This is a genomic window from Thermoleptolyngbya sichuanensis A183 (assembly GCF_013177315.1).
Lineage (GTDB): Bacteria > Cyanobacteriota > Cyanobacteriia > Elainellales > Elainellaceae > Thermoleptolyngbya > Thermoleptolyngbya sichuanensis.
In genome coordinates this window covers 113,702-140,192 of sequence record NZ_CP053661.1, presented here as the reverse complement: position 1 = coordinate 140,192, position 26,491 = coordinate 113,702, and the positions used below count along the sequence as shown (strand labels likewise).

21 protein-coding genes are annotated in these 26,491 nt (G+C 57.8%); 13 read left to right on the top strand and 8 right to left on the bottom strand.

The genetic code is table 11. From position 1 onward, the window contains the following. Nucleotides 1–144 precede the first annotated feature (144 nt). Nucleotides 145–3,249 (bottom strand): WD40 domain-containing protein, encoded by a 3,105-nt coding sequence (locus tag HPC62_RS00590; protein WP_172353296.1) that lies wholly within the window; start codon nucleotides 3,247–3,249, stop codon nucleotides 145–147. Between the two features lie 385 nt (nucleotides 3,250–3,634). Between HPC62_RS00590 and HPC62_RS00585 the strand changes: the two genes are divergently transcribed. The 3 genes from HPC62_RS00585 (at nucleotide 3,635) to HPC62_RS00575 (ending at nucleotide 7,861) form a co-directional block, all read left to right on the top strand. After that, nucleotides 3,635–4,807, top strand: a complete 1,173-nt coding sequence (locus tag HPC62_RS00585; RefSeq protein WP_172353295.1) for a cysteine desulfurase family protein — start codon at nucleotides 3,635–3,637, stop codon at nucleotides 4,805–4,807. Nucleotides 4,808–5,212: 405 nt separating this feature from the next. Beyond that, nucleotides 5,213–6,817 carry an ammonium transporter gene (locus HPC62_RS00580; RefSeq protein ID WP_172353294.1) on the top strand — a complete coding sequence of 535 codons (1,605 nt, stop codon included), beginning with the start codon at nucleotides 5,213–5,215 and terminating at the stop codon, nucleotides 6,815–6,817. A gap of 141 nt (nucleotides 6,818–6,958) precedes the next feature. Continuing rightward, entirely contained in the window at nucleotides 6,959–7,861 is a 903-nt protein-coding gene (locus tag HPC62_RS00575; RefSeq protein ID WP_205370828.1) for an SGNH/GDSL hydrolase family protein, read from the top strand. A gap of 136 nt (nucleotides 7,862–7,997) precedes the next feature. On the opposite strand, the gene HPC62_RS00570 is transcribed toward HPC62_RS00575, so the two are convergent. Then, the gene (locus HPC62_RS00570) at nucleotides 7,998–8,258 is read right to left on the bottom strand and encodes a hypothetical protein (protein ID WP_068508703.1); all 261 of its coding nucleotides are present in this window, start codon (nucleotides 8,256–8,258) and stop codon (nucleotides 7,998–8,000) included. A gap of 343 nt (nucleotides 8,259–8,601) precedes the next feature. On the opposite strand from HPC62_RS00570, the gene HPC62_RS00565 reads away from it, so the two are divergent. Continuing rightward, a complete protein-coding gene (locus HPC62_RS00565; protein WP_172353293.1) occupies nucleotides 8,602–9,372 on the top strand; it encodes a DUF429 domain-containing protein in 771 nt (256 codons plus the stop codon). A gap of 131 nt (nucleotides 9,373–9,503) precedes the next feature. Here HPC62_RS00565 and HPC62_RS00560 read toward each other — a convergent pair whose 3' ends face one another. Beyond that, nucleotides 9,504–9,641 (bottom strand): hypothetical protein, encoded by a 138-nt coding sequence (locus HPC62_RS00560; protein WP_172353292.1) that lies wholly within the window; start codon nucleotides 9,639–9,641, stop codon nucleotides 9,504–9,506. A 104-nt stretch (nucleotides 9,642–9,745) separates the two neighbouring features. Between HPC62_RS00560 and bchB the strand changes: the two genes are divergently transcribed. After that, a complete protein-coding gene (bchB, locus tag HPC62_RS00555) occupies nucleotides 9,746–11,272 on the top strand; it encodes a ferredoxin:protochlorophyllide reductase (ATP-dependent) subunit B (protein WP_172353291.1) in 1,527 nt (508 codons plus the stop codon). 79 nt (nucleotides 11,273–11,351) lie between these two features. Beyond that, complete coding sequence (locus tag HPC62_RS00550; RefSeq protein ID WP_172353290.1) at nucleotides 11,352–12,731, top strand: hypothetical protein; 1,380 nt, start codon at nucleotides 11,352–11,354, stop codon at nucleotides 12,729–12,731. Nucleotides 12,732–12,777: 46 nt separating this feature from the next. Here the strand turns inward: HPC62_RS00550 and HPC62_RS00545 are convergent, their stop codons facing one another. Both HPC62_RS00545 and HPC62_RS00540 read right to left on the bottom strand, forming a co-directional pair. Continuing rightward, nucleotides 12,778–13,791: a pentapeptide repeat-containing protein gene (locus tag HPC62_RS00545; protein WP_172353289.1), complete on the bottom strand. Its 1,014-nt coding sequence runs from the start codon at nucleotides 13,789–13,791 to the stop codon at nucleotides 12,778–12,780. Nucleotides 13,792–13,804: 13 nt separating this feature from the next. Next, complete coding sequence (locus HPC62_RS00540) at nucleotides 13,805–14,008, bottom strand: hypothetical protein (RefSeq protein WP_172353288.1); 204 nt, start codon at nucleotides 14,006–14,008, stop codon at nucleotides 13,805–13,807. A 151-nt stretch (nucleotides 14,009–14,159) separates the two neighbouring features. Between HPC62_RS00540 and HPC62_RS00535 the strand changes: the two genes are divergently transcribed. After that, entirely contained in the window at nucleotides 14,160–15,746 is a 1,587-nt protein-coding gene (locus HPC62_RS00535; RefSeq protein ID WP_172358696.1) for a glucose-6-phosphate isomerase, read from the top strand. Nucleotides 15,747–15,967: 221 nt separating this feature from the next. Then, nucleotides 15,968–16,414 (top strand): cupin domain-containing protein, encoded by a 447-nt coding sequence (locus tag HPC62_RS00530; RefSeq protein ID WP_172353287.1) that lies wholly within the window; start codon nucleotides 15,968–15,970, stop codon nucleotides 16,412–16,414. A gap of 74 nt (nucleotides 16,415–16,488) precedes the next feature. Here the strand turns inward: HPC62_RS00530 and gloA are convergent, their stop codons facing one another. Next, nucleotides 16,489–16,914: a lactoylglutathione lyase gene (gene gloA / locus HPC62_RS00525; protein ID WP_068508689.1), complete on the bottom strand. Its 426-nt coding sequence runs from the start codon at nucleotides 16,912–16,914 to the stop codon at nucleotides 16,489–16,491. 190 nt (nucleotides 16,915–17,104) lie between these two features. Here gloA and gcvT point away from each other — a divergent pair, with 190 nt between their 5' ends. From gcvT to nth, 4 genes are all read left to right on the top strand, one after another. Then, nucleotides 17,105–18,193, top strand: a complete 1,089-nt coding sequence (gene gcvT / locus HPC62_RS00520) for a glycine cleavage system aminomethyltransferase GcvT (RefSeq protein WP_172353286.1) — start codon at nucleotides 17,105–17,107, stop codon at nucleotides 18,191–18,193. A 137-nt stretch (nucleotides 18,194–18,330) separates the two neighbouring features. After that, complete coding sequence (gene gcvH / locus HPC62_RS00515; RefSeq protein ID WP_172353285.1) at nucleotides 18,331–18,726, top strand: glycine cleavage system protein GcvH; 396 nt, start codon at nucleotides 18,331–18,333, stop codon at nucleotides 18,724–18,726. A gap of 107 nt (nucleotides 18,727–18,833) precedes the next feature. Continuing rightward, nucleotides 18,834–19,925: an RIP metalloprotease RseP gene (gene rseP / locus HPC62_RS00510; protein ID WP_172353284.1), complete on the top strand. Its 1,092-nt coding sequence runs from the start codon at nucleotides 18,834–18,836 to the stop codon at nucleotides 19,923–19,925. Nucleotides 19,926–20,021: 96 nt separating this feature from the next. Then, a complete protein-coding gene (gene nth / locus HPC62_RS00505) occupies nucleotides 20,022–20,684 on the top strand; it encodes an endonuclease III (RefSeq protein ID WP_225910591.1) in 663 nt (220 codons plus the stop codon). Between the two features lie 335 nt (nucleotides 20,685–21,019). Here nth and HPC62_RS00500 read toward each other — a convergent pair whose 3' ends face one another. Continuing rightward, the gene (locus HPC62_RS00500; protein WP_172353282.1) at nucleotides 21,020–22,258 is read right to left on the bottom strand and encodes a septal ring lytic transglycosylase RlpA family protein; all 1,239 of its coding nucleotides are present in this window, start codon (nucleotides 22,256–22,258) and stop codon (nucleotides 21,020–21,022) included. A 695-nt stretch (nucleotides 22,259–22,953) separates the two neighbouring features. On the opposite strand from HPC62_RS00500, the gene HPC62_RS00495 reads away from it, so the two are divergent. Next, nucleotides 22,954–24,810, top strand: coding sequence for an ABC transporter ATP-binding protein (locus HPC62_RS00495; protein WP_172353281.1), 1,857 nt, complete (start codon nucleotides 22,954–22,956; stop codon nucleotides 24,808–24,810). A 37-nt stretch (nucleotides 24,811–24,847) separates the two neighbouring features. Here the strand turns inward: HPC62_RS00495 and HPC62_RS00490 are convergent, their stop codons facing one another. Further along, a complete protein-coding gene (locus HPC62_RS00490; protein WP_172353280.1) occupies nucleotides 24,848–26,356 on the bottom strand; it encodes a YcjF family protein in 1,509 nt (502 codons plus the stop codon). Nucleotides 26,357–26,491: the final 135 nt, after the last annotated feature.

Below are 26,491 nucleotides of genomic sequence, written 5' to 3'. Positions count from 1 at the left end.
GGCTCTCCAAATTATCGCCCCCTATGGCTCATTGCTTTACCTCCTCATTCCCTTGATTCACACAGGACTTACGCACTTGCGATAAGCTCTTTGGGTTTTGGACGATTTCTCGCGGCCTGCGCCCATGAGAAATCGTCCAACTGCCTAAGTCCCATCACACTCTGCCAATCGGCCTTGCTCCAGCACAGGCAGACTGTGACGATAGTCTTGCAGTAGGTCACACCCCAGGTTCAGCAAATGTTCTAGGTCATTCATCTGGGTCAGCGTCCACAGCAAAATCGTGTGGTCGTTGCTGGCGGTGGCGAGGGTCTGCCCATCGGGACTATAGACGGCAGTATTGACCCCGTCGCGGTGGCCGCGCAGCGTGCTGATAAGTTTGCCCTCCAGCGTCCAGAGTTTGATCGTGCCGTCGTAGCTGGCGGTCGTTAGGGTTTGCCCATCGGGGCTAAAGCCGACATGCAGCACGCCATCGCTGTGCCCTTCCAGCGTGACCAGCAGCGTGCCGTCGGGTGTCCAGAGCTTGACCGTGTTGTCGTAGCTGGCGGTGGCGATCGCCCGTCCATCGGGGCTAAAGCTGGCGTGATACACCTTGCCGCTGTGGCCGCGCAGCGTGCGGAGTTTGCGACCCTCTGCCGTCCACAGAATGACCACCTTATCGGTGCCGGCTGTAGCAAGCATCTGCCCGTCGCGGCTATAGTCCACGCTGAGAACGCTGCCGCGATGCCCCTGGAGCGTGTTCACAAGGCGGCCGTCGCGCTGCCAGAGGCGCACCAGGCCATCGTCGCTGGCGGAGGCAAGCTGGTCGCGGCTGGGTGAAAAGGCAACTTCGTTCACGGCGGCGGTGTGGCCAGTCAGGGTTTGCAACAGGTCGCCGTTTCGGTTCCAGAGCTTTACCGTGCGATCGGCGCTGGCCGAAGCCAGGGTTTGATTATCGGCGCTGAAGGCCACGCCGCGCACGGCGGCGGTATGGACGGCCAGAGTCTTTTGCAACTGGCCGTTTCGGTTCCACAGACGCACCGTGCGATCGCCACTGGCGGAGGCAATCAGGTCGCCGTCGGGGGAAAAGTCCACATCATACACCCGCTCGGTGTGGTCATACAGTTGGTTCAGCAGCGTGTGATTTACCCGCCACAGCCGCAGCGTGCGATCGCCACTGCCAGAAATCAGCGTCTTGCCATCGCGGCTGAAGCGGAGGCTGTGAACCTGGGAGGTGTGGCCGCCCAGCGTAGACAGCAGCGTACCGTCCAGTCGCCAGAGCTTGATCGTCTTGTCGGCGCTCGCAGTGGCCAGCAAATCGTCTGTTGGGCTAAATACCAGGCTATAGATTGGCGAAGAATGCCCCTGGAAGGTGTGGACGGGCGTGCCGTCCAGCCGCCACAGCCGCACCTGCCCATCCAGCCGGCTGGCAGCCAGGATTTGCCCGTTGGGACTGAAGGCTAGACTGGTCACTGCCAAATCGCCGCTGGGAATGGTCTTCCAGCGGGTTCCATCCGTCTGCCAGAGGCGGATCATTCCATCGGCGCTGCCCGTTGCCAGGATTTTTCCATCGGGGCTATGAGCGATGATGCGGACGGGTGTGTTCTGGCTGGGCAGCGTGCCCAAGCGCCGACCCGCTTCATCCCACAAGCTCACCGTGCCGTCTTCGCTGGCGGCGGCGATCGCCCCTCCATTGGGCGCGGCGCTCAGCGCATTGACCGCCTGACTGTGGGCAAACTGGCGAATCCCCGTGCCGTTGGGCTTGCGAAACCAGAGGCTACCGTCGTCATGGGCGCTGACAATTCGTTCGTGAGGCAGCACGACAACGCTGAGCGCCTGGGAGGTGTCGCCTGCCAGCGTTTGCACAGGCGTTCCATCCATCTGCCATAGGCGAACCGTGCCGTCGGCGCTGGCAGAGGCGAGCCGCTGTTCATCGGGGCTGAGGGCGGCCTGCCACACGGCTCCGGCGTGTCCCCGCAGTTGGTTGCGCTCATGCACCCAGTAGATCGCCTGCTGCAACGAAGACAACACGCGCGATCGCACGTCTGGATTCTGCGCCTGTTCTCTCCGCTTTAGGGTGTTCAGCGTAAACCCTGCTTCTACGGCCTTCACCAGCGCCTCAAAGGTTTGCCCCGAGCCATACAGCGCCCCCGAAGCCTCCGTCAGCGCCGTCAGTCGCTCCCGTTCCGCAAGGCTGCGGTTGCTTTCCGCCGAGCGATACAGGCTGAAGGACACGATCCCAAGGGCGATCGCCATTGCTCCTGCCGCTGCGATCGTCTGGGTCAGCAATCGCTGCTGCCGGAGGATCTGCTTTTGCTCCGCCAGTTCCTCCTGCTGATGATCCATCTCTTCGTTGTAGGAAGCCCAGATGTATTCCTTCTGCACTTGCAGCGCCTGGGGTTCCTTGTGTTCGCCCTCAGCCAGCCAGCGCCGAGCCTCCTGAATTTCGCTGCCCCGCAGCAGTAGGCTGCGATCCTTGCCGCGTGCGTTCCATTCCGTTGCCCGCACCAGCAGCCGCGTGTGGGTTCGCACATAAGACAAATCGGCATCCAGCGCCGACACCAGGCTGCGAAACCCAACTTCAAAATTGTCCGTATCTCGCAAAAAAATCCAGTTGATTTTGCCCAGTTCGGGATGCACCAGCGCCGGGTCAACGTCTTTGCAAACCACAGGCAGCAGACGCTTCTGATGTTGCAGGGCATGTTCTAGCTCGCGGCCACACACCTCCGAAGCCGCCGACTCTGGGCTGAGGACAAAGATCATGGTGTCGGCGACCTCAATGCCCAGCTTAATTTCTTCCCACCAGTCCGCTCCCGACGGAATGCTGTCCCAATCAACCCAGACCTCGCGCCCTCGCTTTTGGAGCGCCTGCACCAGCGTTTGCACAAAGGGCCTGTTGCGACGGGAATAGGACACAAAGACATTTGCCGTTTCGCTGGACATGTCCAGGATTTTCCAGATGTCCCTGGGCATCCGGCGGTTGGATTTGTGTGCCAGTTTCACCTCATAGGCGATCGCCCCATCCTGCTCCACCTGGCGGACAATGCGCTTTTCCAATAGCGGCAGCAAAAACGCCTGCATCTCAGCTTCGGTCTGCTGAAAGTGAGCAGCCGTTTCGCTCAGAGACACAACATTATGGCGCAGCAGCCACCGCACCACCGACTGCTGTTCGTCAGGCAGCAGCAGCACATCCGCCATGCGAATGCCTGTGATGTTGTCAGGAAGAGAAGGCGCAGAGAATGCAGCAGCAGACCCGGATGCCGAATCGCTCATGGTAGATGCAACTTAAAGAAGCGGTGGGGGAAACCGTTTGGGAAAACCGTAGGGACGCGATGGGCAACCCCAGAATGGTTCTATCCTACCGGGCAGTTTGGGAGATCGAGCGAGTTGTTGGCATTTTTTATATTTGCATGGAAAAACAAGCTACTCCATCAGTACGGGTTGAGACGGCACGAGTTGAGACGGCACGAGTTGAGACGGCACGAGTTGAGACGGGACGGGTTGAGACGGCACGAGTTGAGACGGCACGAGTTGAGACGGCACGAGTTGAGACGGGACGGGTTGAGATCGAGCTAGAACATCGAGCTAGAACAGGGATGTTCCGCTGCTGCCATCGGGGCGCGATATCCTGAGAAATGGAGTTTGCGGGGAATGCTCGATGCAGATTTATCTGGACTACAGCGCCACCACGCCCACCCGCCCAGAGGCGATCGCCCGCTGGCACGCCGTTTTGACTCAGCAGTGGGGCAATCCCTCCAGTCTGCATCAGTGGGGGCAGCGGGCCACCGAAGCCCTGGAACTGGCCCGCGCCCAGGTCGCTGCCCTGATCAACGCACCGCCTGACAGCATTGTGTTTACCTCCGGCGGCACCGAGTCTGATAACCTGGCTCTCTGTGGCATAGCACGTCAATATTCCGCGCCCCAGCATTTGATCGTGTCCAGCGTCGAGCATTCGGCCGTCACGGAACCAGCCCGCCAGTTGGAGCGCCAGGGCTGGCAGGTGACGTGGCTTCCGGTCAACCGCCAAGGGCGGGTCGATCCGGCCGACTTGCAGACAGCCCTGCGACCCAACACAGTTCTGGTTTCGATCATTTACGGACAGAGTGAAATCGGGACGCTCCAGCCGATCGAAGTGCTAGGACAGATCGCCCGCGATCATGGCGCACGGTTTCATACCGACGCGGTGCAGGTGGCGGGGCGGCTGCCGCTAGATGTGCAGCGGTTGCCTGTAGATCTGCTCTCGCTGTCCAGCCACAAGCTCTATGGGCCCCAGGGTGTGGGGGCTTTGTATGTACGGCCCGGCGTGGCGCTGGCTCCGCTTTTGGGCGGCGGCGGCCAAGAGCAGGGACTACGGTCGGGAACCCAGGCTGTGGGCGCGATCGCCGGATTTGGCATGGCCGCAGAACTGGCTGCCCGCGAGCTACCCAGCGAAACGCCCCGGCTGGTCTCCCTGCGCGATCGCCTGGTTGACCAGTTGGCCGATGTGCCAGACCTCATCCCCACGGGCGATCGCCTGCATCGACTGCCCCACCACGTCAGCTTTTGCCTGCGCCATGCCGACGGACAAGCCCTGACGGGTCGAACCCTGGTGCGCCAAATGAACCTGGCGGGTATTGGCATTAGCGCTGGCTCTGCTTGCAACAGCGGCAAGCTCCAGCCCAGCCCTGTGCTGCGGGCGATGGGACTGGGCGATCGCCAGGCCACAGGCGGCATTCGGCTCACCTTGGGACGCTATACGACCGAAGCCGATATCGACTGGACGGCGATCGCCCTCCGGCAAATCCTGGATCGTCTGGCGGACGGACAAGGCTTGCAGCAGTCTGTAGTGTGAGTCTCTTATGGTGTGAGTCCCTTAAACGCCCAGTTCTGCTCTAGCGCAAAGTGCTGTAGGCTCTGCGGGGTAGGCTTTCCCTGATCCCACCTGTAGGGGGATTTGGGTCGAAGATCTGGTTTTGTAATTCAGGATACAGATTTACTTTCTCTTCATTGGTGGAATCTGTATTAATTGATTCACGCCCTGCGCCAAGTTTCCATAGGCTTTTGCCTATGGCTTTGAGTCTGCTGGCATCTTTTGCCACAGATGCAATTGCTTGGAGCGGTGGCGATCATATAATCTGCCAAGCTGACCTGGCTCTTGAAATCTGGGCTGGTCTATTACCCTCCTCTTCGATCTGGGGATGCGGTGTCAGTTTTGAGCCGCGTCATTAGTTTATCTACGTTCAAGGAACGTCCACCAATGTCTAGATTAGTTCTCAGAAAGCGAAACAGACGGCAGCCGCTGATCGATCGGCGCGGTCTGTCTGCGATCGCCAAAATGCTTTTAGAGCGCCCCCGGGCGACCATCAATTCTCTCTCTCCAACCTGGCAAGCCTGCATTCCCTTGGTGGCGCTGATCCTGCTGGTTAGCAGCACGGCTGCGGTCGCCCAGGATGCACCCACGGTCGAGTCTCTGGCTGCAACCACAGACGAACTGCGGGTCGGGCTGGACACCCTCTGGGTGGTGCTGGCAGGGGTGCTCGTGTTCTTTATGAACGCAGGCTTCGGGATGTTAGAAACGGGCTTTTGCCGCCAAAAGAACGCTGTTAATATCCTTTCCAAGAACCTAATCGTGTTCGCTTTGTCTACGATTGCCTACTGGTTCATCGGCTGGGGTCTGATGTTCAGCGATGGCAACCCCTTCTTTGGTACGGCTGCGCCCTTCTTCCTCTCTGGCGCAGACAATAGCCCTGCAACCGGTGATGCCTACGAAGGCGTGTACAGCGCCATTAGCTGGGCGGGCGTGCCGCTGGCTGCCAAGTTTTTCTTCCAGCTGGTGTTCGCTGGAACTGCCGCAACGATCGTATCTGGGGCGGTTGCTGAGCGCATCAAGTTCATTGACTTCATGCTCTTCAGTCTGCTGCTGGTGGGTCTTGCTTACCCCATCACGGGCCACATGGTCTGGGGTGGCGGTTTGCTGGGCAATGCTGGCTTCTGGGATTTTGCCGGTTCGACGGTGGTGCACGCCGTGGGTGGCTGGGCTGCGCTGATGGGTGCTGCTATCCTTGGGCCCCGTCTTGGCAAGTACAACGAGGACGGTACTCCCAATGCCCTGCCGGGTCACAACATGAGCATTGCCACGCTGGGCTGCTTGATCCTGTGGCTGGGCTGGTTTGGCTTCAACCCCGGTTCGACGATGGGGGTTGGCGACGGTTCGGCGATCGCCCACATCGCGCTGACCACGAACATCGCGGCTGCCTTTGGTGGCGTGGCGGCGACCTTCACGGCTTGGTCTCTACTGGGCAAGCCTGATCTGTCTATGACGATCAACGGCATTCTGGCCGGTCTGGTGGCAATCACCGCCCCTTGCGCCTGGGTTACTGCGGGCGCTGCGGCCATCATCGGACTGATCGGCGGCATCCTGGTGGTGCTGGCTGTCGGCTTCTTCGACCGCATCCGAATTGATGACCCGGTGGGCGCAACCTCGGTTCACCTAGTGAACGGTCTGTGGGGTACGCTGGCAGTGGGTCTGTTCGCCAAAGGGCCCGACGGTACGCTGTATGGTGATGGCGAAGGTCCGCTGGCGGGTCTGTTCTATGGCGGCGGCTTGACCCAGTTTGGCATTCAGCTTGGCGGTACGCTGCTCTGTGGATTGATCATCACCGTCCTGTCTACCATCTTCTGGTATGCGCTCAAGGCTCTGATGGGTATTCGAGTGACTGCTGAAGAAGAACTGGTGGGTCTGGACATTGGCGAGCACGGCATGGAAGCCTACGCTGGCTTTGTGAAAGATGCGACGGGCGCTCCTTCGGGTGTCTACACCACCAGCAGCACCTCCACGGGCATTGCGGGTAATCCGAACTAATCGCTGACTTTCTGTCTTGGGTTCCCTCAGAACTAGAAGAGATTCAGTATCATAAGCGGTGAGTCTTGATGCTTGATCAGGCTTGCCGCTTTTTACATCCGGCTTTCAACCCTGAGCAAAAAGGACTGAGAGATAAGACCGATGCGCGATCGCTCTCTTCAGTTTGCAATCTACCTCGCGCCCTATTGGGCCCGGCTGCAAGCTCGGCTGCGGCAACTGCGGGCAAAGTGGCGATCGCAGCCGCCAATTGTGCGGGCTTCCCTGATAGCCAATGCCGTGATGCTGACCCTGCTTACGGGAACCCTGCTGCGGCATCACCACACTCGCCTCGCGCCCAGCGCCCTGTCCCAGGCGTTGCCCCAGACCCCACAAGCTGCGCCCCCACCCGCTACCCAGACCGGAACGCGCCACCTGCTGAACTATCAGCAGTGGGTTGACCTGTTGCAGCAAGAGGCGATCGCCGCCGCCGAAAATCCACCAGAGCGGCTGGCCGTGCTGCTGGGCGATTCCATCAGTCTATGGTTTCCGCCCGACCTGCTGCCGCCAGAGCGCAACTGGATTAATCAGGGCATTTCGGGGGACACTACCGATCGGCTGCGGGCACGCCTCCATCTCCTCGATCCTGTGCAGCCCCAAACTATCGTGGTGATGATCGGCATCAACGATTTAATCTGGGGCGCAGACGATGCAGCCATCCTGTCCCACTATCGAGATATTGTGCGCTATCTGCGCCACACCCACCCTGGAACGCAGGTGTTGGTGCAGTCCATCCTGCCCCATGCCGCAGAGCAGGCGACTTGGGAAGGGCGCGATCGCCTCCTAGCCTTACCCAACAGCCGCATTCGGGCGCTCAATCAACAACTCGCGGCGATCGCCCAGTCTGAAGGAGCCTATTATCTCGATCTGTATCCGCTCTTTGCCAACGCCCAGGGCAACCTTAAGATGTTCCTCAGCACGGACGGTTTGCATCTCAATTCGCAGGGTTACCTGGTGTGGCGGGCAGCGCTGCAACTGTACCTGCGGCAAACACTGCCCACCGGGTAGCGCAATCGATTACGCCCCAAGCGTCTGCTTCAAAAATGCCAGGACTTACGCATTTACGACAAGCTTTCTGGATTTTGGGTGGTTTCTTGTAGACAAAGCCCGCGAGAAACCGCCCTAGTGCGTAATTCCTAAATCTTCAAAAATAAAGCATTGAAGATGGTGCGACTCGGCGCGTCTGTTGAACCGGGCGGTTATCCCGCAAGATGGGCTGGAAGTAAGACATGAGCATCAGAATAATAAGCGTGATCCAAATCCAGGGAAAGTCGTTGTTGGGCGAGGGATCTTTGGGGGTTGAAAGGTCACGCTTGAAGTCACAAGAGAGACACTGGTAGAGATTGGGGCCAGCCAGGACTACCGTCTTTTTGCCGCAGCTTGGGCACTCAACAATTTCAGCCATGAGGAGTCTCCTTAGGGTGGGGGCAGGAGCAGTCAATATTTAAGGAACCAAATTTAAGGAACCAAGTAGGGAGCCAGGGCTTTTAGCTACAGAAACCTACTGGTCGTCCAAACTTAGCTATGCAACTTGAGTCATACACCCTGAGTGATGCAGCCTGAGTGATGCAGCTTGAGTGATGCAAATAAATATCAGCCTGGGATATCAAAATTACGTAAATCCCTTCTAAATCCTTACTAAATAGGTGGACATTAATAAATAAACATAAAACCCAAAGACCCTGCGCCGCCCGCGCAGCGGGCGGCGCAGGGTTCAGGGTCTGTTTTTTAATCTGGTCTATCTACTTATGAAGTTTCTTGGCATCGATTTTGGCTGGACTTCTCAGCCCAGTGGTCTTTGTTGCTTGGTTTTTCAGGACAACGCTCTGTGGCTGAAGGATCTCACCCGTCTTGCCGATATTCCCGACTTGTTGGCCTGGATCGATGCCTGCGTGTCGCCAGAAGAGCCTGCGGGGGTGGCAGTTGATGCGCCCACGCTAATTCCCAATGCCACCGGAATGCGCCTCCCCGATCGCCTGGCCCACAAGCACTTTGGACGCTATCACGCGGGCTGCTATCCGGCCAATCTGGGACTCCCGTTTGCCCAGCGCACAGTGCAGCTTGGCCTCAGCCTGGAGGCTCGCGGCTTTGCCCACGCCCCGACGATTCAGCCCCAGGCTCCCATCCGCTTTCAAATCGAATCTTTCCCGCACCCAGCGATGGTGCATTTGTTTGGGCTGTCGCGCATTTTGAAATATAAAAAGGGCACTGTTGCCGAACGTCGTGCCGAACTCGCTAAACTGCGGCATTATGTCCTGACCGTGCTGCCTGTCCTGACCCCGGCGCTGCATTTTATGCCCGATCAAACCCTGCCCGATATTCCCATGCGCGGTGTGGACTTGAAGGCCGTAGAAGACATGCTCGACAGCATTGTGTGTGCCTACATTGCCGCCCACTGGTGGTATTGGGGCGATGCGAGAAACTGGGTGTTGGGCGATCGCACTCAGGGCTACATTGTCGTTCCTGCCCCCGCTGCTGACCCGTCAAGCCATGCAGGAGCGGCCATGCCAGTGGGATAAGCTCAAGCCCCACATCCAATACCTGACGCAGGTTTAGCCAGTGGTTCTCTTCAGCAATCTCGTTGATCTCGTTGAGGCCCCAAGCGCATTTGTCTGCCCTGTGCCGGGGGTCAGGTTTCAGAGCTTGCAGGTTATGACGAAATCTCAAGAATCATTGCGGTAGGTGCAGGGACATGGGTGGAGGGCGATCGCCACAACATCGACCAGGCAAGAGATTGGGCGATCGCTCTCTGGCTAAACCCCACATTTCCGTCCGTTACAGCCCGCACCCCGGGTTCCCCATCCTCTGCGACAATCGAATATCGTAAACGGAGCCAGTGCCCGCTCTACATCTGGGCTTGCTGCGCCTCCTTGTCCCCAACTCCAAACCCCTATGAAACTTGCCTACTGGATGTACGCTGGCCCAGCCCACATTGGCACATTGCGGGTAGCCAGTTCCTTCAAGAACGTCCACGCCATTATGCACGCGCCGTTGGGGGACGACTATTTCAACGTGATGCGATCGATGCTGGAACGGGAGCGAGACTTCACGCCTGTCACGGCGAGTATTGTGGATCGCAACGTTTTGGCACGCGGTTCGCAGGAAAAAGTAGTAGACAATATCACGCGCAAAGACAAAGAAGAACGCCCCGATCTAATCGTGCTGACACCCACCTGCACGTCCAGCATTTTGCAAGAAGATTTGCAGAACTTTGTCGAGCGGGCGCAGCTAGAGGCGAAAAGCAATGTGCTGCTGGCAGATGTGAATCATTACCGGGTGAATGAACTGCAAGCGGGCGATCGCACGCTGCATCAAATCGTGCAGTTTTACATTGAAAAGGCCCGCAAAAAAGATGATTTGCGGACGGATAAAACGACGGAGCCATCCGTCAATATCATCGGTATTTCCACGCTGGGATTTCACAATCAGCACGACTGTCGCGAACTGAAAAAACTGATGGGTGACCTGGGCATTCAGGTCAACGCGGTCATTCCTGAAGGCGCATCGGTGCATGAGCTAAAGAACCTGCCCCGCGCTTGGTTTAACCTGGTTCCCTATCGCGAACTGGGGCGCATGACTGCGGAGTATTTGCAAGCTGAATTTGAAATGCCCTTTGTAGACATTACGCCAATGGGTGTGGTGGAAACAGCTCGCTGTATTCGAGCAATTCAAATCATTTTGAACCAGCAGGGCGCAAACGTAGACTATGAATCGTTCATTCAAGACCAGACGCTGTTCGTCTCGCAAGCGGCCTGGTTTTCGCGCTCGATTGACTGTCAAAACCTAACGGGTAAAAAGGCGGTCGTGTTTGGCGACAACACTCACGCAGCGGCGATTACCAAGATCCTGGCGCGGGAAATGGGCATTCGTGTGGTGCTGGCGGGAACCTATTGCAAATACGATGCTGAATGGTTTCGTGAACAGGTGCGCGGCTACTGCGATGAGATTTTGATCAGCGATGACAATGGTGCAATTGGAGATGCGATCGCCCGGTTGGAACCCGCTGCCATCTTTGGTACGCAAATGGAGCGCCACGTCGGCAAACGGCTGGATATCCCCTGTGGGGTAATCGCCGCGCCGATTCATATCCAGAATTTCCCCATCGGCTATAAACCATTTATGGGGTACGAAGGGACGAATCAGATCGCGGATTTGATCTACAACTCCTTCACGCTGGGCATGGAAGATCACCTGCTGGAAATCTTTGGCGGGCACGATACCAAAGAGGTCATTACGAAGGGCGTTTCGGCGGATTCTGATCTGGCGTGGAGCAAGGATGGTCTAGCAGAACTGAACCGCATTCCCGGCTTTGTGCGCGGCAAGGTGAAGCGCAACACCGAAAAATTTGCCCGCGATCGCGGGATTGAAACTATCACCGCCGAAGTCCTCTACGCGGCCAAAGAAGCCGTCGGCGCATAGAGCGAGACCGCTGAAATGCGGGTTTGCTAAGATTTGCAGGGACAGTGATGTGCCTGATGTTTCGATAGTTTTCTTCTCAGTGAATTCCAGCAGTTTAGCGAACCGTTTAACGCATGGGCGATCGCCCTACCCGTTCCAGACAGCCGTTCAGCCTGTTGCTTTGGCGTTTTGGGCTGGGCGAGTGCTGGCTGTGGGGGTGCTGCTCAGTGTCGGCATGGCTACGGCTGCCCTTGCCGGAACCCGCCAGCCGCAGGCCACCGCCGCCGCACGTCAGGCATTCCGCCAAGAACAGCAGGACAAAATTCGTCCAGAACACTATGACCTAGCGCAATATCCCCTGACGGAGGAGACGGTCGTCCACTGGCGCGGGCTGCTGTGGGCGACAGCAATCTTGGAACCGGCCGATGAATCGATCGATGCGGCCATCGCGCGGCTGCTAGAGTTTGCCTATTCGCCCGATGAGCTGGGGTTTTCGTCGGCGCAGCGGTCGGTGGTGGAAATGGCGCTTCAGGTGGGGACGCAGCGCTTGCTCGGCGAAACCTCGTCTCCGCAAATTGCAGCACAGTTTCAGCAAGTCCTAGAGCGCAGCGAGAACCCCCGCTGGGTAGCGATCGCCCTCTCGGCTCTGGCGCAGGCTACAGACCATCCGGCAGATCGTCGGCAGTGGGGCGATCGCGTCCGGCAGCGCTTCTCCACCTGGCAGCAGGAGCCGCTTTTGGAAACGACCCTGCGCGACGTGGCAGCACTGGATGCGCCGCCGGCCCTGCCGCCGCTGCAAGATTTGCTGGACTGGCAAATTGCGCCCAACCAGATGCACGCCTATGTCTTGTGTCCGCGCGATCGCACGGCCCTGTGTCAACTGACGGTCAAAGACTGGACAGGAGCGTTTGTGGAACGGGCAGACGGGACGCGATGGTCAGTGCCACTGCTGCGGCGATCGCTCCACGGGCTACGCTGGAACCTGACGCGGGGCGACACACCCCAGGGCATTTATCGGATTGAAGGCGTGCGATCGCCCAGTGCTGACACCTTCCGCGCCTACGGGCAGTTTCCCCGCGTGAATCTGTACGTGCCCCATGAGGCCGGCGTGCGGGAATTCTTGCCAGGACAGCCGGGAACCGTGGGGGCGATCGCCCAATATCGCGCCCTGCTGCCCCCGTCCTGGCGCAATTATTTCCCGATTTACCAAAGCTATTGGGCCGGGCGCATGGGTCGGGGACTCTTTCGCATCCACGGCTCCGGCGAAGACCCCGCCTTTTTTGCCAACAGCGCCCGCTTCCCCCATAGCTATGGCTGGAGTCCTGCGATTGGCTGCCTCTCCGCCCTGGAGCAATACGACGAATCCGGCAATCTGCAACAGGCCGATATGCCTGCTATTTTGCAAGCCCTGACCCAGGCGAGTGGCGCAGCGTCTCCCTCAGACTTGGTGGGCTATTTGGTGCTGGTAGAGAGAGAGTGAGTAGAGGGAGAGTGAGGGCGCGATGTTCTCCGAATCTAGCCCCCCGTCAGGCATGAACCTCTCCATCCGGCATGATTGCCCCACTGAGGTATGCCCCCGTCATCTTCACCATGATCCGATCCTTCACGCCCATGCGGGCCCCGCGCAGGTTTGCGCCGCGCAGGTCTGCCCCGCTGAGGTCTGCGCCAATCAGGTTGGCATCTTGCAGGTTGGCGTGACTGAGATCGGCTTCTAGCAAATTGGCGCGAAACAGGTTAGCCCGCTCCAAGTTGGCATGGTTCAGGTTAACGCGGTGCAAAAAGGCATCGCTAAGGTTGGCATCGCTGAGGTTGGCATTGCTCAGGTTGCGTCCGCTCAGGTCTTTTTCGCGCAGATCGCGCCCGCTCAGGTCACTGCCGCTGAGGTCGGGGTCTTGGCGACGGGGGGGACGGGGCGGCGGTTCCGGCGGAGGCGGGCTGGTGTGGCTGCTGTGGGAATTGCCTGGATGCGTGTGGCTGGTGTGGCTATTGCCGGAGGCGTGGGCGCTGTTGCCATTCCCGCTGGGCGGCCGCGTGGAGTGGTGTCCTGATGGGCCAGCCGTTCCTCTGGCTGTGGAGTGAGAATAGGTGGATTCGGAATAACTGGAGCCAGACGACCCAGCACCGGGATAGCTTGAGTACGCGCTACCGGGATAGCCTGCGCCGCGATAGGAAGAACTGGGGTCGGATGCACCTTTATAAGTGGAGCCTTGGGCGTATCCGGGGCGGGCGGGCGGGCGATAGCGGGCGCGGGAATAGGAGGGGCGGGATGGCTCTGGACGAGCGCTGCTGGTGGATTGAGCCGATGGGCTGGCGGCAGCGCTTGATCCAGCGTCGGATTTCAAAAAGGTGCGGAGGCGATCGCGCGCCTGGTTAATTTCCTTAATCTTTTCCTGCGCCTTCTGATGCAGTCGCTCGTTATCAGTCGGAATTCGATCGGGATGCCATACAAACACCAAGTCTTTGTAAGCCTGGTTCACCTCTTCGAGGGACGCACCAGGCTCCAAATCCAGGACTCGGTAGTAGTGTTCGAGGTCTTTCATCTAGAACACCATATCATTTCCCCAGGGGCGCGAGGATGGCGGAAATCCTCTCTGCATCATAGATTGATCGCCGGTTGATCGCCGACTGATTGCCGATGGCGGCGGCCGAATGGGGGTTGGTCTGCGCTGCGCCCAAAATCGCCGCCTCGATTGCCATGAGTTGGGTTGAGCCGTTTGTTGGGATCAGTTGATCGGGGCGATCGCCCGTCGTCCCCATCCCGCGCCTCTACAGCAACTCTAAGCAAGACCCCGCAAAAACTCATCCGAGCTACGGGAAATCTAAATAATTGACGTGTCCAAAGCTTCATCTGTCTTGCAAACCGGGCCGCTAAACTGTGGGGTGATGAATGCAAAGGGTAAAAACAATGATGGATGCCACTGCACTCTGGCAACGCTATCAAGACTGGCTTTACTTTCATGAAGGGCTGGGTCTGTATCTCGATATTAGCCGGATGCGCTTTGCCGATGACTTTGTGGAGCGCATGAAACCCAAGTTTGAGAAAGCGTTTAAGGACGTGGCGGCGCTGGAAGCAGGGGCGATCGCCAACCCCGACGAAAACCGCATGGTCGGCCACTACTGGCTGCGAAACCCCGACCTCTCGCCCAGTCCGGAGATCAAAGCCGAAATCGTGGATACCCTGGCCAGCATCAAAGAGTTTGTTGCCAAAATTCATGCAGGCGAAATTCGCCCGCCCCAAGCCACGAAATTTACCGACCTGCTATCGGTCGGCATCGGTGGATCTGCCCTCGGTCCGCAGTTTGTCGCCGAAGCGCTCGGCCCAGAACCCGCGCCGCTCAAAATTCACTTCATTGACAACACCGACCCCGCAGGCATGGATCGCGTGCTAAATCGGCTCAAAGACCGGCTGAACAGCACGCTGGTTCTGGTTACCAGCAAATCCGGCGGCACGCCCGAAACCCGCAATGGCATGTTGGAAGTCAAGCAGTTTTACGAAAAGCACGGGCTAAACTTTGGGCAACATGCCGTCGCTGTCACCATGCCCGGTAGCAAGATGGATGGCATTGCCAAGTCCGAGGGCTGGCTGGCCACTTTTCCCATGCAAGACTGGGTGGGCGGTCGCACCTCCGAACTCTCCAGCGTGGGCTTGCTGCCTGCGGCGCTGCAAGGTATTGATATCCAGGCCATGCTGGACGGCGCAAAGGAAATGGACGAAGCCACCCGCGTCCCCGATCTTCGCAACAATCCTGCCGCCCTCCTAGCGCTGTGCTGGTATTACGCGGGCAACGGCAAGGGCGAAAAAGACATGGTGATGCTGCCCTACAAAGACAGCCTGCTGCTGTTTTCACGCTATTTGCAGCAGCTGGTGATGGAGTCGCTGGGCAAAGAAACCGATCTCGACGGCAATAAGGTCTATCAGGGCATTGCGGTCTACGGCAACAAGGGATCTACTGACCAACACGCCTATGTGCAGCAGCTTCGGGAGGGTGTGCCCAATTTCTTTGTCACGTTTATTGAGGTGCTGGGCGATCGCCAGGGCGACTCGATCGAGGTGGAACCCGGAGCCACCAGCGGCGATTTTCTATCGGGGCTGCTACAAGGCACTCGTCAGGCGCTCTACGAAAACCAGCGCGACTCGATCACGGTGACGGTTCCCCAAGTCACGCCGCGCATCGTCGGCGCACTGATCGCGCTATACGAGCGGGCCGTTAGCCTCTATGCCTCGCTGGTGAATATCAACGCCTACCACCAGCCCGGTGTAGAAGCAGGCAAAAAGGCAGCGGCCTCGGTGCTGGAGTTGCAGCGGCAAATCGTCGCTACCCTCAAGGCCACCGGGCAACCCCTCTCGCTGGCAGAACTGGCGGACAAGATCGGCGCATCTGACCAGGTAGAAACGGTTTATCTCATCGTCCGCCATCTCAGCGCCAATAGTCGCGGCATTACGCTGGCCGGAGATCTGGGCAAGCCCAGCAGCCTGACGGTTTCTGGCCGCTAGTCGGGTTTGTGGCTTGAGTCTCCGGCGCGATCGGTGCGACAGATCAACCCGTTTGGCAGGGGTGGGGAGTTTGGCGCTCTGCCCCTGCCTATGCAGGATCACGCCTGGTAAAAAAGAAGAGGTTTTCTATCACGAAACGTGCCAGTTTTGCCATTTCAGTAACAATCTTTTTATAGTGGACGTATAGGCTAAAACTGTACGCTCACAGATGAGGTGCTGATATGGGTCTGAAAGGTCGCGTTGAAATTCGCCCGTTGACCTCGATCAAGGGCGGCATGGCTGAGTTTTATACCCCCCAGTCCAGCAATGAAACGATGCTGGTCAGTATTCCGGCGGGCATGATTGATGATTTATTCGTCCACCACTTCCAGACCGACCAGCTTCTGGTGGTGCGCGGCAGTTTTGTGCTGGTGGTGCTACAAAACCGCGAGTATCAATATATTCCCTTGAGCGATCGCCACCCCACGGTGGTCACGATTCCCCCCGGCATTCCACACGCCGCGATCCATCTGGGTTCCGAGCCGTGCTTTTTGGTGAACGCAGTGCTGAGACATGGCGATGCCCACCCCAAAGACTATCGTCCGATGAAACCGCCGATGCCGTTTGATTTTGTGAAGGCTCGCGCCGCGCTAGCGGAGTTGGAGTATCCCATTGGGATCGCAAGCTAAGGATTCAGGCTGCTGCACGGGGGCAGGAGCTCGGCTGAGCGAGGAATGCACGCGGCTTCCTGCCCCCCTTTTCGCTATGCCGTTGCGGCCGTTTCCTGCTTTTGCGCCGATCCCTGGGTGCCCAGTTGAATCAGCTCCACCTTATAGCCGTCGGGATCTTCCACAAAGGCGATTACCGTCGAGCCGTGCTTCATGGGGCCAGGCTCTCGCGTCACCTTGCCGCCGAGTTCTCGAATACGATCGCACGTCTTGTAAATATCTTCCACGCCCAGCGCAATGTGGCCATAGCCATTGCCCAGGTCATACTTGTCCGTGCCCCAGTTGTAGGTCAACTCCAGCACGGTGTGATCTGCCTCGTCGCCGTAGCCCACAAACGCCAGCGTAAACTCGCCACCGGGATAATCTTTCTGGCGCAGCAGCTTCATTCCCAGCACATTGCAATAAAACGCCAGCGACTTTTCCAGGTTGCCCACGCGCAGCATCGTATGCAGCATTCTCATAGCGTTCGCCTCTTGTGTCTCCGTTGCTGTGTTCCCTCCTAATTCTAGGGCAGGGTTTTGGCGTGACGCGGCTTTGGGAGAACGGGGTCTAGCGCTAATTCTCTGATTCGTCCACTCGCCCCACTCGCACCACCTTGCCCCGCCTTCTATACTCAGGCTACAGTCAGCTAATATTTGACCCATTTCGGTAATGTCTTCTATGACTGACGCGCTCCGCAGAACGCCGCTGTATGATTTGGCGATCGCCCAAAAAGCCCGCATGACTTCGTTTTCGGGCTGGGAGATGCCCGTGCAGTTTGGCGGCATCACACAGGAGCATCAGGCCGTGCGGCAGAGCGTCGGCGTGTTCGACATTTCCCACATGGGCAAGTTTGTGCTGCGTGGCGAGGCAATCTTGACCCAGCTTCAGCGGCTAGTGCCCACAGATCTGGGCGGGCTGCAACCGGGCATGGCGCAATACACCGTGCTGCTGAATCCGCAGGGCGGCATTGTGGACGACTTCATTATTTATGCCCAGGGGACAGACCGGGCAGACCTGATTGTGAACGCGGCGACGACTGAGAAAGACAAGACGTGGCTATTGGCACATCTTTCAGGGGTGGAATTGGAGGATTGGTCGGGCGATCGCGCTTTACTGGCCGTCCAGGGGCCCGATGCCGTCGTCACGCTGCAAAAGTTTGTCGAAGAAGATTTATCGAACGTGCCGAAATTCGGGCATCTCGAAGGCCATGTTTTAGGAAAACCAGGGTTTATGGCGCGGACAGGCTATACGGGCGAAGACGGCTTTGAGGTGATGGTGGAGCCAGAAACAGGACGCGAATTGTGGCGATCGCTCCTCGATGCAGGCGCAGTGCCCTGCGGACTGGGGGCCCGCGATACGCTGCGGCTAGAGGCGGCGATGGCGCTCTACGGCCAGGACATCGACGACACCACCACGCCCCTCGAAGCCGGCCTCGGCTGGCTAGTGCATCTCGACAAAGTGCCAGAGTTCATCGGGCGGGATGTCCTTGTGCAGCAAAAGCAGGACGGCGTTTCTCGCAGGCTCATCGGCTTACAGCTTACAGGTCGCAACATCGCCCGCCACGATTACCCCGTGCTGCACAGCGGCGAACCCATCGGCAAAATTACCAGCGGCACGCTCTCGCCCACGCTGGGCTACCCCATCGCCCTGGCCTCTGTCCTCGCCGACCTTGCCAAAATCGGGCAAATCCTGGAAGTCGAAATTCGCGGCAAGAGCTACCCGGCCACCGTCGTCAAGCGCCCCTTCTATAAACGCTGAAAAGACTCTGAAAACGCTGACTTGCAAAAACGCTGATTTGTGAGCGCTGATCAAGCCCCAGCCCTGTCGGAAATCAGACCGACCAACGCCGAAAATTACGGTAATCTTTTCCTGTACGCTTCATTGCGCCCAAACCTATGAGCCTGGAATATCCCGAAGATCTGAAATACACAGATTCTCACGAGTACATCCGCCTGGATGGAGATACCGCCACGATAGGCATCACGGCTTTTGCGGTTGATCAGCTTGGCGACATCGTGTTTTTAGAACTGCCCGAAGTTGGCGACGCGCTGGAAAGGGGCGAAACCTTTGGCACTGTGGAATCGGTCAAGGCTGTCGAAGACCTAAAAGCGCCCCTCTCTGGCAAGGTGATCGAGCGCAATGACCCCCTGCTTGACGCGCCAGAGCAGCTTGCCGACGACCCCTACGGCACGGCCTGGCTGCTCAAAGTGGAGGTCAGCGATGGAGCCGAGCTAGACGATGCGCTGTCGATGGAAGAGTATGTAGCGCTGGTGGAGGGAGAGGAGGGGTAACCCATCAATCCGGGAATCCCTTTAGAATGAACAAATATGCGTTGTAAACGCGCATTGTAAAGATGCGTCGTAAGCACGCACTGTAAAGTAGTAACTCAGGCTAGCTTATGTCGGTTTTGGCGGCGATCGCAGTTCTTGCACTCCTAATCTTTGTTCACGAGCTGGGGCACTTCCTGGCGGCGCGGCTCCAGGGGATTCATGTCAATCGGTTTTCCCTGGGCTTTGGACCGATTTTGTGGAAGTATCAGGGCCCCGAAACGGAGTATGCGATTCGCGCCATTCCGCTAGGCGGTTTCGTGGGTTTTCCCGACGACGACCCCGACAGCGACATTCCGCCCAACGACCCCAACCTGATGCGGAATCGCGGCGTACTCGATCGGGCGATCGTGATCAGCGCCGGGGTAATTGCGAATCTGCTGTTTGCCTATCTGGTATTCGTTACGCAAGTGGCAGTTGTTGGCGTGCCACAGGCGTTTAACTATGAACCGGGCGTGCTGATCCCGCAGGTAGTGTCCACCGATTCGCCGGCTGCGCTGGCAGGTGTGCAGGATGGCGACATTGTGCTGGCGGTCAATGGGCAAAGCCTGGGCGAAGGCGAAGCCGCTCAGAAAGCGCTGATGGAGGCGATTACTACAAGTCCAAATCGCCCCATTAATCTGACCGTTCAGCGCAATTCGGGTCAGGTCAATCTCAGCGTTACGCCAAAGCCAGATGCCGAAGGCGTAGGCAAGATTGGCGTAGTGCTGAACCCGAATGGCAAGGTTGAGTTTCGCCGTCCAAATGGACTCTTCGAGGTGTTCAGCCTTGCTGCCAGAGAGTTTCAGGATATGTTCTCGCGGACGGTTCAGGGCTTTGTCTCGCTGATTACGAACTTCTCGTCGGTGTCAGGGCAGGTGGCTGGCCCGGTCAAGATTGTGGAGCAGGGCGCAAACCTAGCGGCAAATGACTGGATTAACCTGTTCCCGTTCACGGCCATCATCAGCATCAATCTGGCAATTATTAATATTCTGCCGCTGCCTGCGCTGGATGGCGGACAGTTGGCGTTTCTGCTGATCGAGGCGTTGCGCGGGAAACCACTGCCCACTCGCTTCCAGGAGAGCGTCATGCAGACGGGATTGATGCTGCTGCTGGGGCTGGGCGTGTTTCTGATTGTGCGAGACACTACCCAACTGTCCTTTTTCAGAAATTTGCTTCAGTAATTTGCTTCAGTGACCTGCGTCGGGAACGTGCTTTAGATAAGCTCTAGACAAGGAAGAGATTGCGTGCCAAGACGGGCGGGACAGAAGCAGCGAGCTTTGGAAACTCGGGCGCTGGAGATCTTGGATCGGCTGAGGCGGCTCTACCCGGATGCGACCTGTTCGCTAGATTATGAAACGCCCGTCCAATTGCTCGTGGCTACAATCCTGTCGGCCCAGTGTACGGATGAGCGGGTGAATAAGGTAACACCGGAGCTATTTCGCCGCTTCCCGGATGCAGCATCAATGGCGAGTGCAGACCTGGCAGAGCTTGAAGAGCTGGTGCGCTCTACAGGGTTTTATCGCAATAAGGCAAAAAATATCCAGGGAGCCTGTCGCAAAATCGTCACTGATTTTGGGGGACAGGTGCCGCAGACGATGGAGGAACTGCTGACGCTGCCGGGTGTGGCCCGCAAGACTGGAAACGTGGTGCTGGCTCATGCCTTTGGGATTAATGCGGGCGTGACGGTGGATACTCACGTCAAGCGGCTGAGCCAGCGACTTGGGCTGACGACGCACACGGAACCCGTGCAAATTGAGCGCGACCTGATGAAGCTGTTGCCTCAGCCCGACTGGGAAAACTGGTCGATTCGCCTGATTTATCACGGGCGGGCTGTGTGCAATGCGCGGAACCCGGCGTGCGATCGCTGCCAGTTGGTCGATCTCTGCCCCTCCGCCGACCCGACAAAAGCTGCACTGGCGACAACGCCTGCACCTATATAGGAACCTGCGCTCCTTGAGCCTTGATTTCGTAGCTTCATAGCCCCTGCTCAAGGCTAAACAAAAAGCTGGGAGTTGATTGGTGAATCGCTCCCAGCTTTAGTTACAGGACTTACGCACTTGCGATAAGCTCTTTGGGTTTTGGTAGCAACATCTAGCCGATGCGTTCCACAGCCGTATTGCTGACACCGGGACAGTTCTGATCGCGAGATATCGCTTCAGCGACAGTCTGTTGCTTCAAATCGTTGCTTCAAACATGCGTACCAAAAGGGGCTTTCCAAACTGCGCTTACTTATGCTTATATAGACGCTAGCAAAGCAGTGCTACATCCTTTGGCATTAGCGCGATGCCGTTTGGCTGCGACCGATAACCTCCAGACTGACAGGTGCGATGCCGCTGCCGATCATGCCGATGGCGCGGGCAGCTCCCGCCGATAGGTCAATCACTCGACCCCGTGAGAATGGGCCCCGATCGTTGATGCGAACCACCACCGATTGTCCGGTGTTGAGGTTGGTCACGCGCACCTGGGTTCCAAAGGGCAAATAGCGGTGGGCAGCGGTCATGGCGTTTTGGTTAAACACTTCGCCGCTGGCGCTGCGGTTGCCGTGGAATCCGGGGCCATACCAGGATGCAATGCCTGATGCAACTCGCGTACTGCCTGTTCGGTTCGCAGGAGACACTGACACTCGAACCGCAGGACGGGGACGATCTTGGATATCTTGCAGCGGGGGGGCGCTGCCCAACAAGCGACGAAGACGATTGGTGGCTTGCAGCGCGTCTTCGGCTGGGTTGCGCGTAGTGTCCGGCAAGATGATGTCGGCGTTCATCTCGATTAGCTCTTCACTGCCAACCTGGATGACGTAGCGCTCGCGCTGGGCATCCCAGCGGACAGTAATCGTTTCGGCGCTGGTGCCATCTCGGTGGATCTGGCGCAATCGAGCGGCGATCGCCCCAGCTCGCTGCATCGGGTCGGCCGAGGCATCCGCCGTTGCACTTGAGCCGGAATCGGGCTGCCCAGGCACCACCGCAGACGCATCTGCTTCGGGTGGGGTTGGGCGCTTGACCGTTTCCGATTCGCCAGTCGCCCTACCTTCAGCCGCGTTGTCTAAAGCGCCTGCTGTAGAAACCGATGATGGATCGGGCTGGGTGACGGCACCCAAAAACGTGAAGACAGGAATGCTCTGAATACGGAGCGTGGCTGATGAGCGGTTGTTCACCTCATGCGGAATGATGGTGACCGTCAAGTCTTCAGCGGTATCTGTTTCTTCCTGGTCTTGATACTCGCCCACCTTGCGGACTTCGCCGAGGGCGGCAGCAATCCGACGAGTGGACGGGGTTTCCGAAATAGCTCCGGGCTGGACTGTATCTGTTTCCGAGGCGCTACCCACGGTTGCAGACAGTGGCTCAGGGGAACCTAGCTCGGCTGAGGCATCCAGGGAGGGAACCTTTTCCTGGGAAACCTCGTCACCCTCGCTAGCGAGATCTGTCTGTGCGTCTGCAAAGGCAGCCGAGACAGGTGCTAGAGCAGTGAACAGGAAGGCGGCAGTCGTGAGGCCGCTCCAAAGTTTCTGAGACATACACTCCATAGTGAAGGACATGGTGAGCCGAGACCTTGAACCAGCTTTGGGATGGCGATCGCCGCAAAAATACTCTGACGGCCGTCCATCACGCCAAGCACACTAAGCACAGACGCATTGACCAGTAGTAAGTCAGCGCCGTATCGGGTTCAATCGAAGCAGACCATCCGCAAAGCACCTCAAAAAATCTGCACCAGGCAGAAAATCTTTGAGTCGCCTAACGGCTGACCGCTCAACTCGTACTCATTTCGTGTTCAACTTATGGCTGTGGAACTGACTTAGCCTAGCATAGGAAATTTTGCCTGGGGATCAGGGTTCCCCAACATGCGTGGAAAACTTTACACAAGCTTCATACGGATTTATCGGGTAAATCCTTCGTCCCAAGCGTATTTTAGGTTTTTCTTCCGCAAACTTACTTCACGGAAACTTTATATAATTTTTGTTTTTCTTAGACTTTTCTCCCGTCAATTTCAGCCTTCCAGTTTCGGCCTTTCAACCTCAGCTTTGTTCCGTTGAACCGAGCAATCCAAACTTGCAGTGTCTCTCAGGCAATCTATGGGGTAATGCAAAGTGCAGTGAAGAGGAAGAGAGGATTTTTGCGTTCAGTCTGTTGTCCTCTAGCTGTACCTGATGCCACTTTATTCGATATCAAAAGACTAAAGCTATCATAGTATGGTATCACATTCCTGGGTGTTATGCCAAAACGTACCAAGTTCCTCTCCCGCAACCCCGAAAAACCTTCTCCGCGCGATCGCTTCTGGGCCGTCCTGGCAAATACGCCCCGCCTGGTTCAGTTGGTTTGGCAAGCGGCACCCCGGCTGCTGCTGCTGCAACTGGGGATCACGCTGAGCAACGCCCTCATCCCCGTCGCCCAGCTTTACATCAGCAAGCTCATCGTCGATCAGGTGGTCTTGGAGCTATCGCAGCCCGGAGTCGATTGGACGGTTTTAGGTCGCTTGGTTGGGCTGGGGCTGGGCATTACGCTGGCGCAAGTTGGTCTTAATCAGGCTGAAACCTACACCACCCAGGTTTTGAATGACCGCTTCACGCTGTATGCCAACCAAATCTTGCTAAAACAGGCAATTCGGCTCGATCTGGCCCACTACGAACTGCCAGAGTTTTACGACACGCTCAACCGCGCCCAGCAAAGCGGCAGCGCCTACCCCGTGCGCGTGTTTGAAACGCTGATTGATCTGGCGGGTCAGTCCATCACCTTTGCGGGTTTGCTATCGCTGCTGGTGGCATTTAATCCGCTGCTGCTGTTGCTGCTGCTGCTGACCTCTATGCCTGCGCTCTGGGTCGGCATTCGCTTTTCGGGAGTGCGCTTTTGGCTGAAGCGTCGCCAGACCGAGAGCGGCCGTTTGGCGGAATATTTGCAGCAGGTATTGACCACGCAGGAATTTGTCAAAGAGGTGCGCCTGTTTAACTTGGGCGATTACCTGCTGCGCCAGTGGCAAAGTATTCGTCTCCAGTTCAATCGGGAAATGGCCGAAGTGCTGGCGCGAAATGCGTGGCTCCGCTTTGGCGTGGGGCTGATTGCCAATTCGGGCTTTTACGCCGCCTACGCCTGGGTTATTGTGCGGACGGTTCAGGGTGCGATTTCTCTGGGCGATCTGACCATGTACTCGGGTGCGTTTCAGCAGGCGCAGGGCCTGATCCAGGGCATTTTGTTCCAGATTGCATTGATTTATGAATTCAATCTATACGTGTCCCAATATTTTGAATTTCTGAACTTGCAGCCCCAGGTTGTGAGTCCATCCGACCCGATTGCGTTTCCCAATCCAATGCGTCGGGGGCTGGAATTAAGGGACGTGAGCTTTCGCTATCCCGGCGCGAGTGAACCCACGCTGCACCGCATTAATCTGACCGTGAAGCCAGGGGAGAGCATTGCGCTGGTGGGCATGAACGGCGCTGGCAAGACAACGCTGCTAAAGCTGCTGACTCGCTTTTATGATGTGGAATCGGGGGAAATCACGATTGACGGCATTCCGCTGACTGCCTTCGACCTGGAAGATCTGCGGCGGAATGTGGGTGTGGTGTTTCAGGACTTTTCGCGCTATCACCTGAGCGTGCAAGACAATATCGGCTTTGGCGACCTGCGCCACCGCGATGACCTGGACCAGATCGAGCGAGCTGCCCAAAACGCAGGCGCGACGGGCGTGATTGCTGACCTCGAACGGGGCTATGAAACGATTTTAGGTAAAACCTTTTCCGATAGCGCAGAGCTTTCGGGCGGGCAATGGCAAAAACTGGGACTGGCCAGAGCATTCATGACTCCTGCCCAAGTCCTGATCCTGGATGAGCCGACGGCGGCGCTAGATGCGATCGCCGAATATGATCTTTTCCAGCGCTTCCGCCAGCTGACGCAGGACAAAATGACCTTCCTGGTCAGCCACCGCTTTTCCACCGTCCGCATGGCCGACCGCATTGTGGTGCTAGAGCATGGGCAAATTGCGGAACTGGGCAGCCATGCAGAACTGATGGAGATGGGCGGGAAGTATGCCCAGATGTTTCGGCTGCAAGCCTCGAGCTACGCAGGAGTCGCGGAGTGAGGGTTTGCGATAAGAGGTTGACTGGCTTTCAGGGGGTCTAGCCCTCCTTGTTTTGCAGCGGCTCTACCACACGGGCGATCGCCTCTTTGACGAAGCCCTTCATAAACTCGTCGCGGCGGTTAAGCTGGAACTGTTCCTGCACGACTTCGCTGATGCCGCCGTCGCCCCAGGTCTGATTGCGGCGAAAGTATTCGATAAAGCTTTTGCCTGCGATGCGAGTCAGGTAGGCGGCAGTCGCTCCCTGGATGGCGCGGCCAATGACAAAGGTTCCGGCATTGGTTTGCAGCGCCAGCGAAAAAATTTCCACTGTGCCCCGCACCACGCCCAAGCTGATGAGCGTTTTGGCGAGCGATCGCGCCAGTTCTTTGCCCTGGTCAAGATTCATCTCACAGCCATAGACCCGACCTAGTTCCACCACCATTTGCGCGTTGACAGCGGCGGCGGCCAGCAAGTCCACCATTGGCAACGGCGTGACCGACACCACTCCTGCACTAATCCACTGGAAGCGTTCCACCACTTTTTCTGCCTGGCGCAGCCGCTGCTGGTCGAGAATCTGGCGGGCTTCGTCGCCCAACTGCTGAGATTGCAGCAGGATATTGTCGGCAATCAGGTCTTCGCCCTCTTCGCGCAGCACGGCCGACAGACGGCGCAGCAGCGGCAAGATATCAGGCTGGGGCTGCACTCGTTCGCCGTTGGGCAGGGTAAACGGCTGCGGGCTGGCGGCTACCGCTACGATATCGGCAGGCGACAGCACCGACCGGAGGCGATCGCGCAACTGCTGCAAAATCGCCTGCAAATCTGCATCGCTGTACAAATCTGCTTTGTTCAATACTAGGATCGACCGCTTGCCAATGCTGGAGAGCGATCGCAGCGGGTCATATTCCGAGCGGCGCAGGTCGCCGTCGATGACAAACAGCAGCAGGTCGGCGCTGGCTGCCAGTTGTCGCGCCTGCTGTTCACGCGCCGTGCCCGCGATGCCTGCTTCCAAAATGCCTGGGGTGTCGGTGATCCAAATTTCTCGATCGACCCCCCGCAGCAAAAATCGAGCCGTCTTTTCCTGGGTCGTAGTGCCCATGGCTGCCCCGATATCCCCCACGCCCAGCCCCAAAATTGCGTTGATCAGCGACGTTTTGCCCGCAGATCCTGTCCCAAAGACCACCACCCGAAATTCGCCTCGCGCCATATTTTGCGCGATTTCGCGAGAGCGGTCGATCAGCGCTTGACGAGTTACCTCATCCTGAATCTGCTCGACTTGTTGCTGCACGGCTTGCAGGTTTACTTCGGCAGCTTCGGTGCGGTCGAGGGGCACTTTGACGTGCGATCGCACCGTTTTTGCCGGACGCAAGAATAGGTAAGCATAATAGCCCAACGCCACCAGCAGCCCCACCAGCAGCGCTACCACGCTCCCCACCACCAGATTTGCCAACGTCGCCGACACTGCCGCAAGCTGGGTGTAAAGCTGCGTCAGCGACGTGACCAGCCACAGCGCAAACCCCAGCCCTATCAAGAGGGCAAGAATGATGAGCAACAAGCGCGATCGCGTCATGGCAGCCAGTGCAAGAGAGACAGCAGCGGAGAATTGAGCGAAGTGGCGAAAATTGCGCCCGGTAGACCATTCAGGGTGTCTTGATTCTAGCCTCCGGGGAGGTGCAGCGAGGAAACGGCAAATGGCAAACGAGCA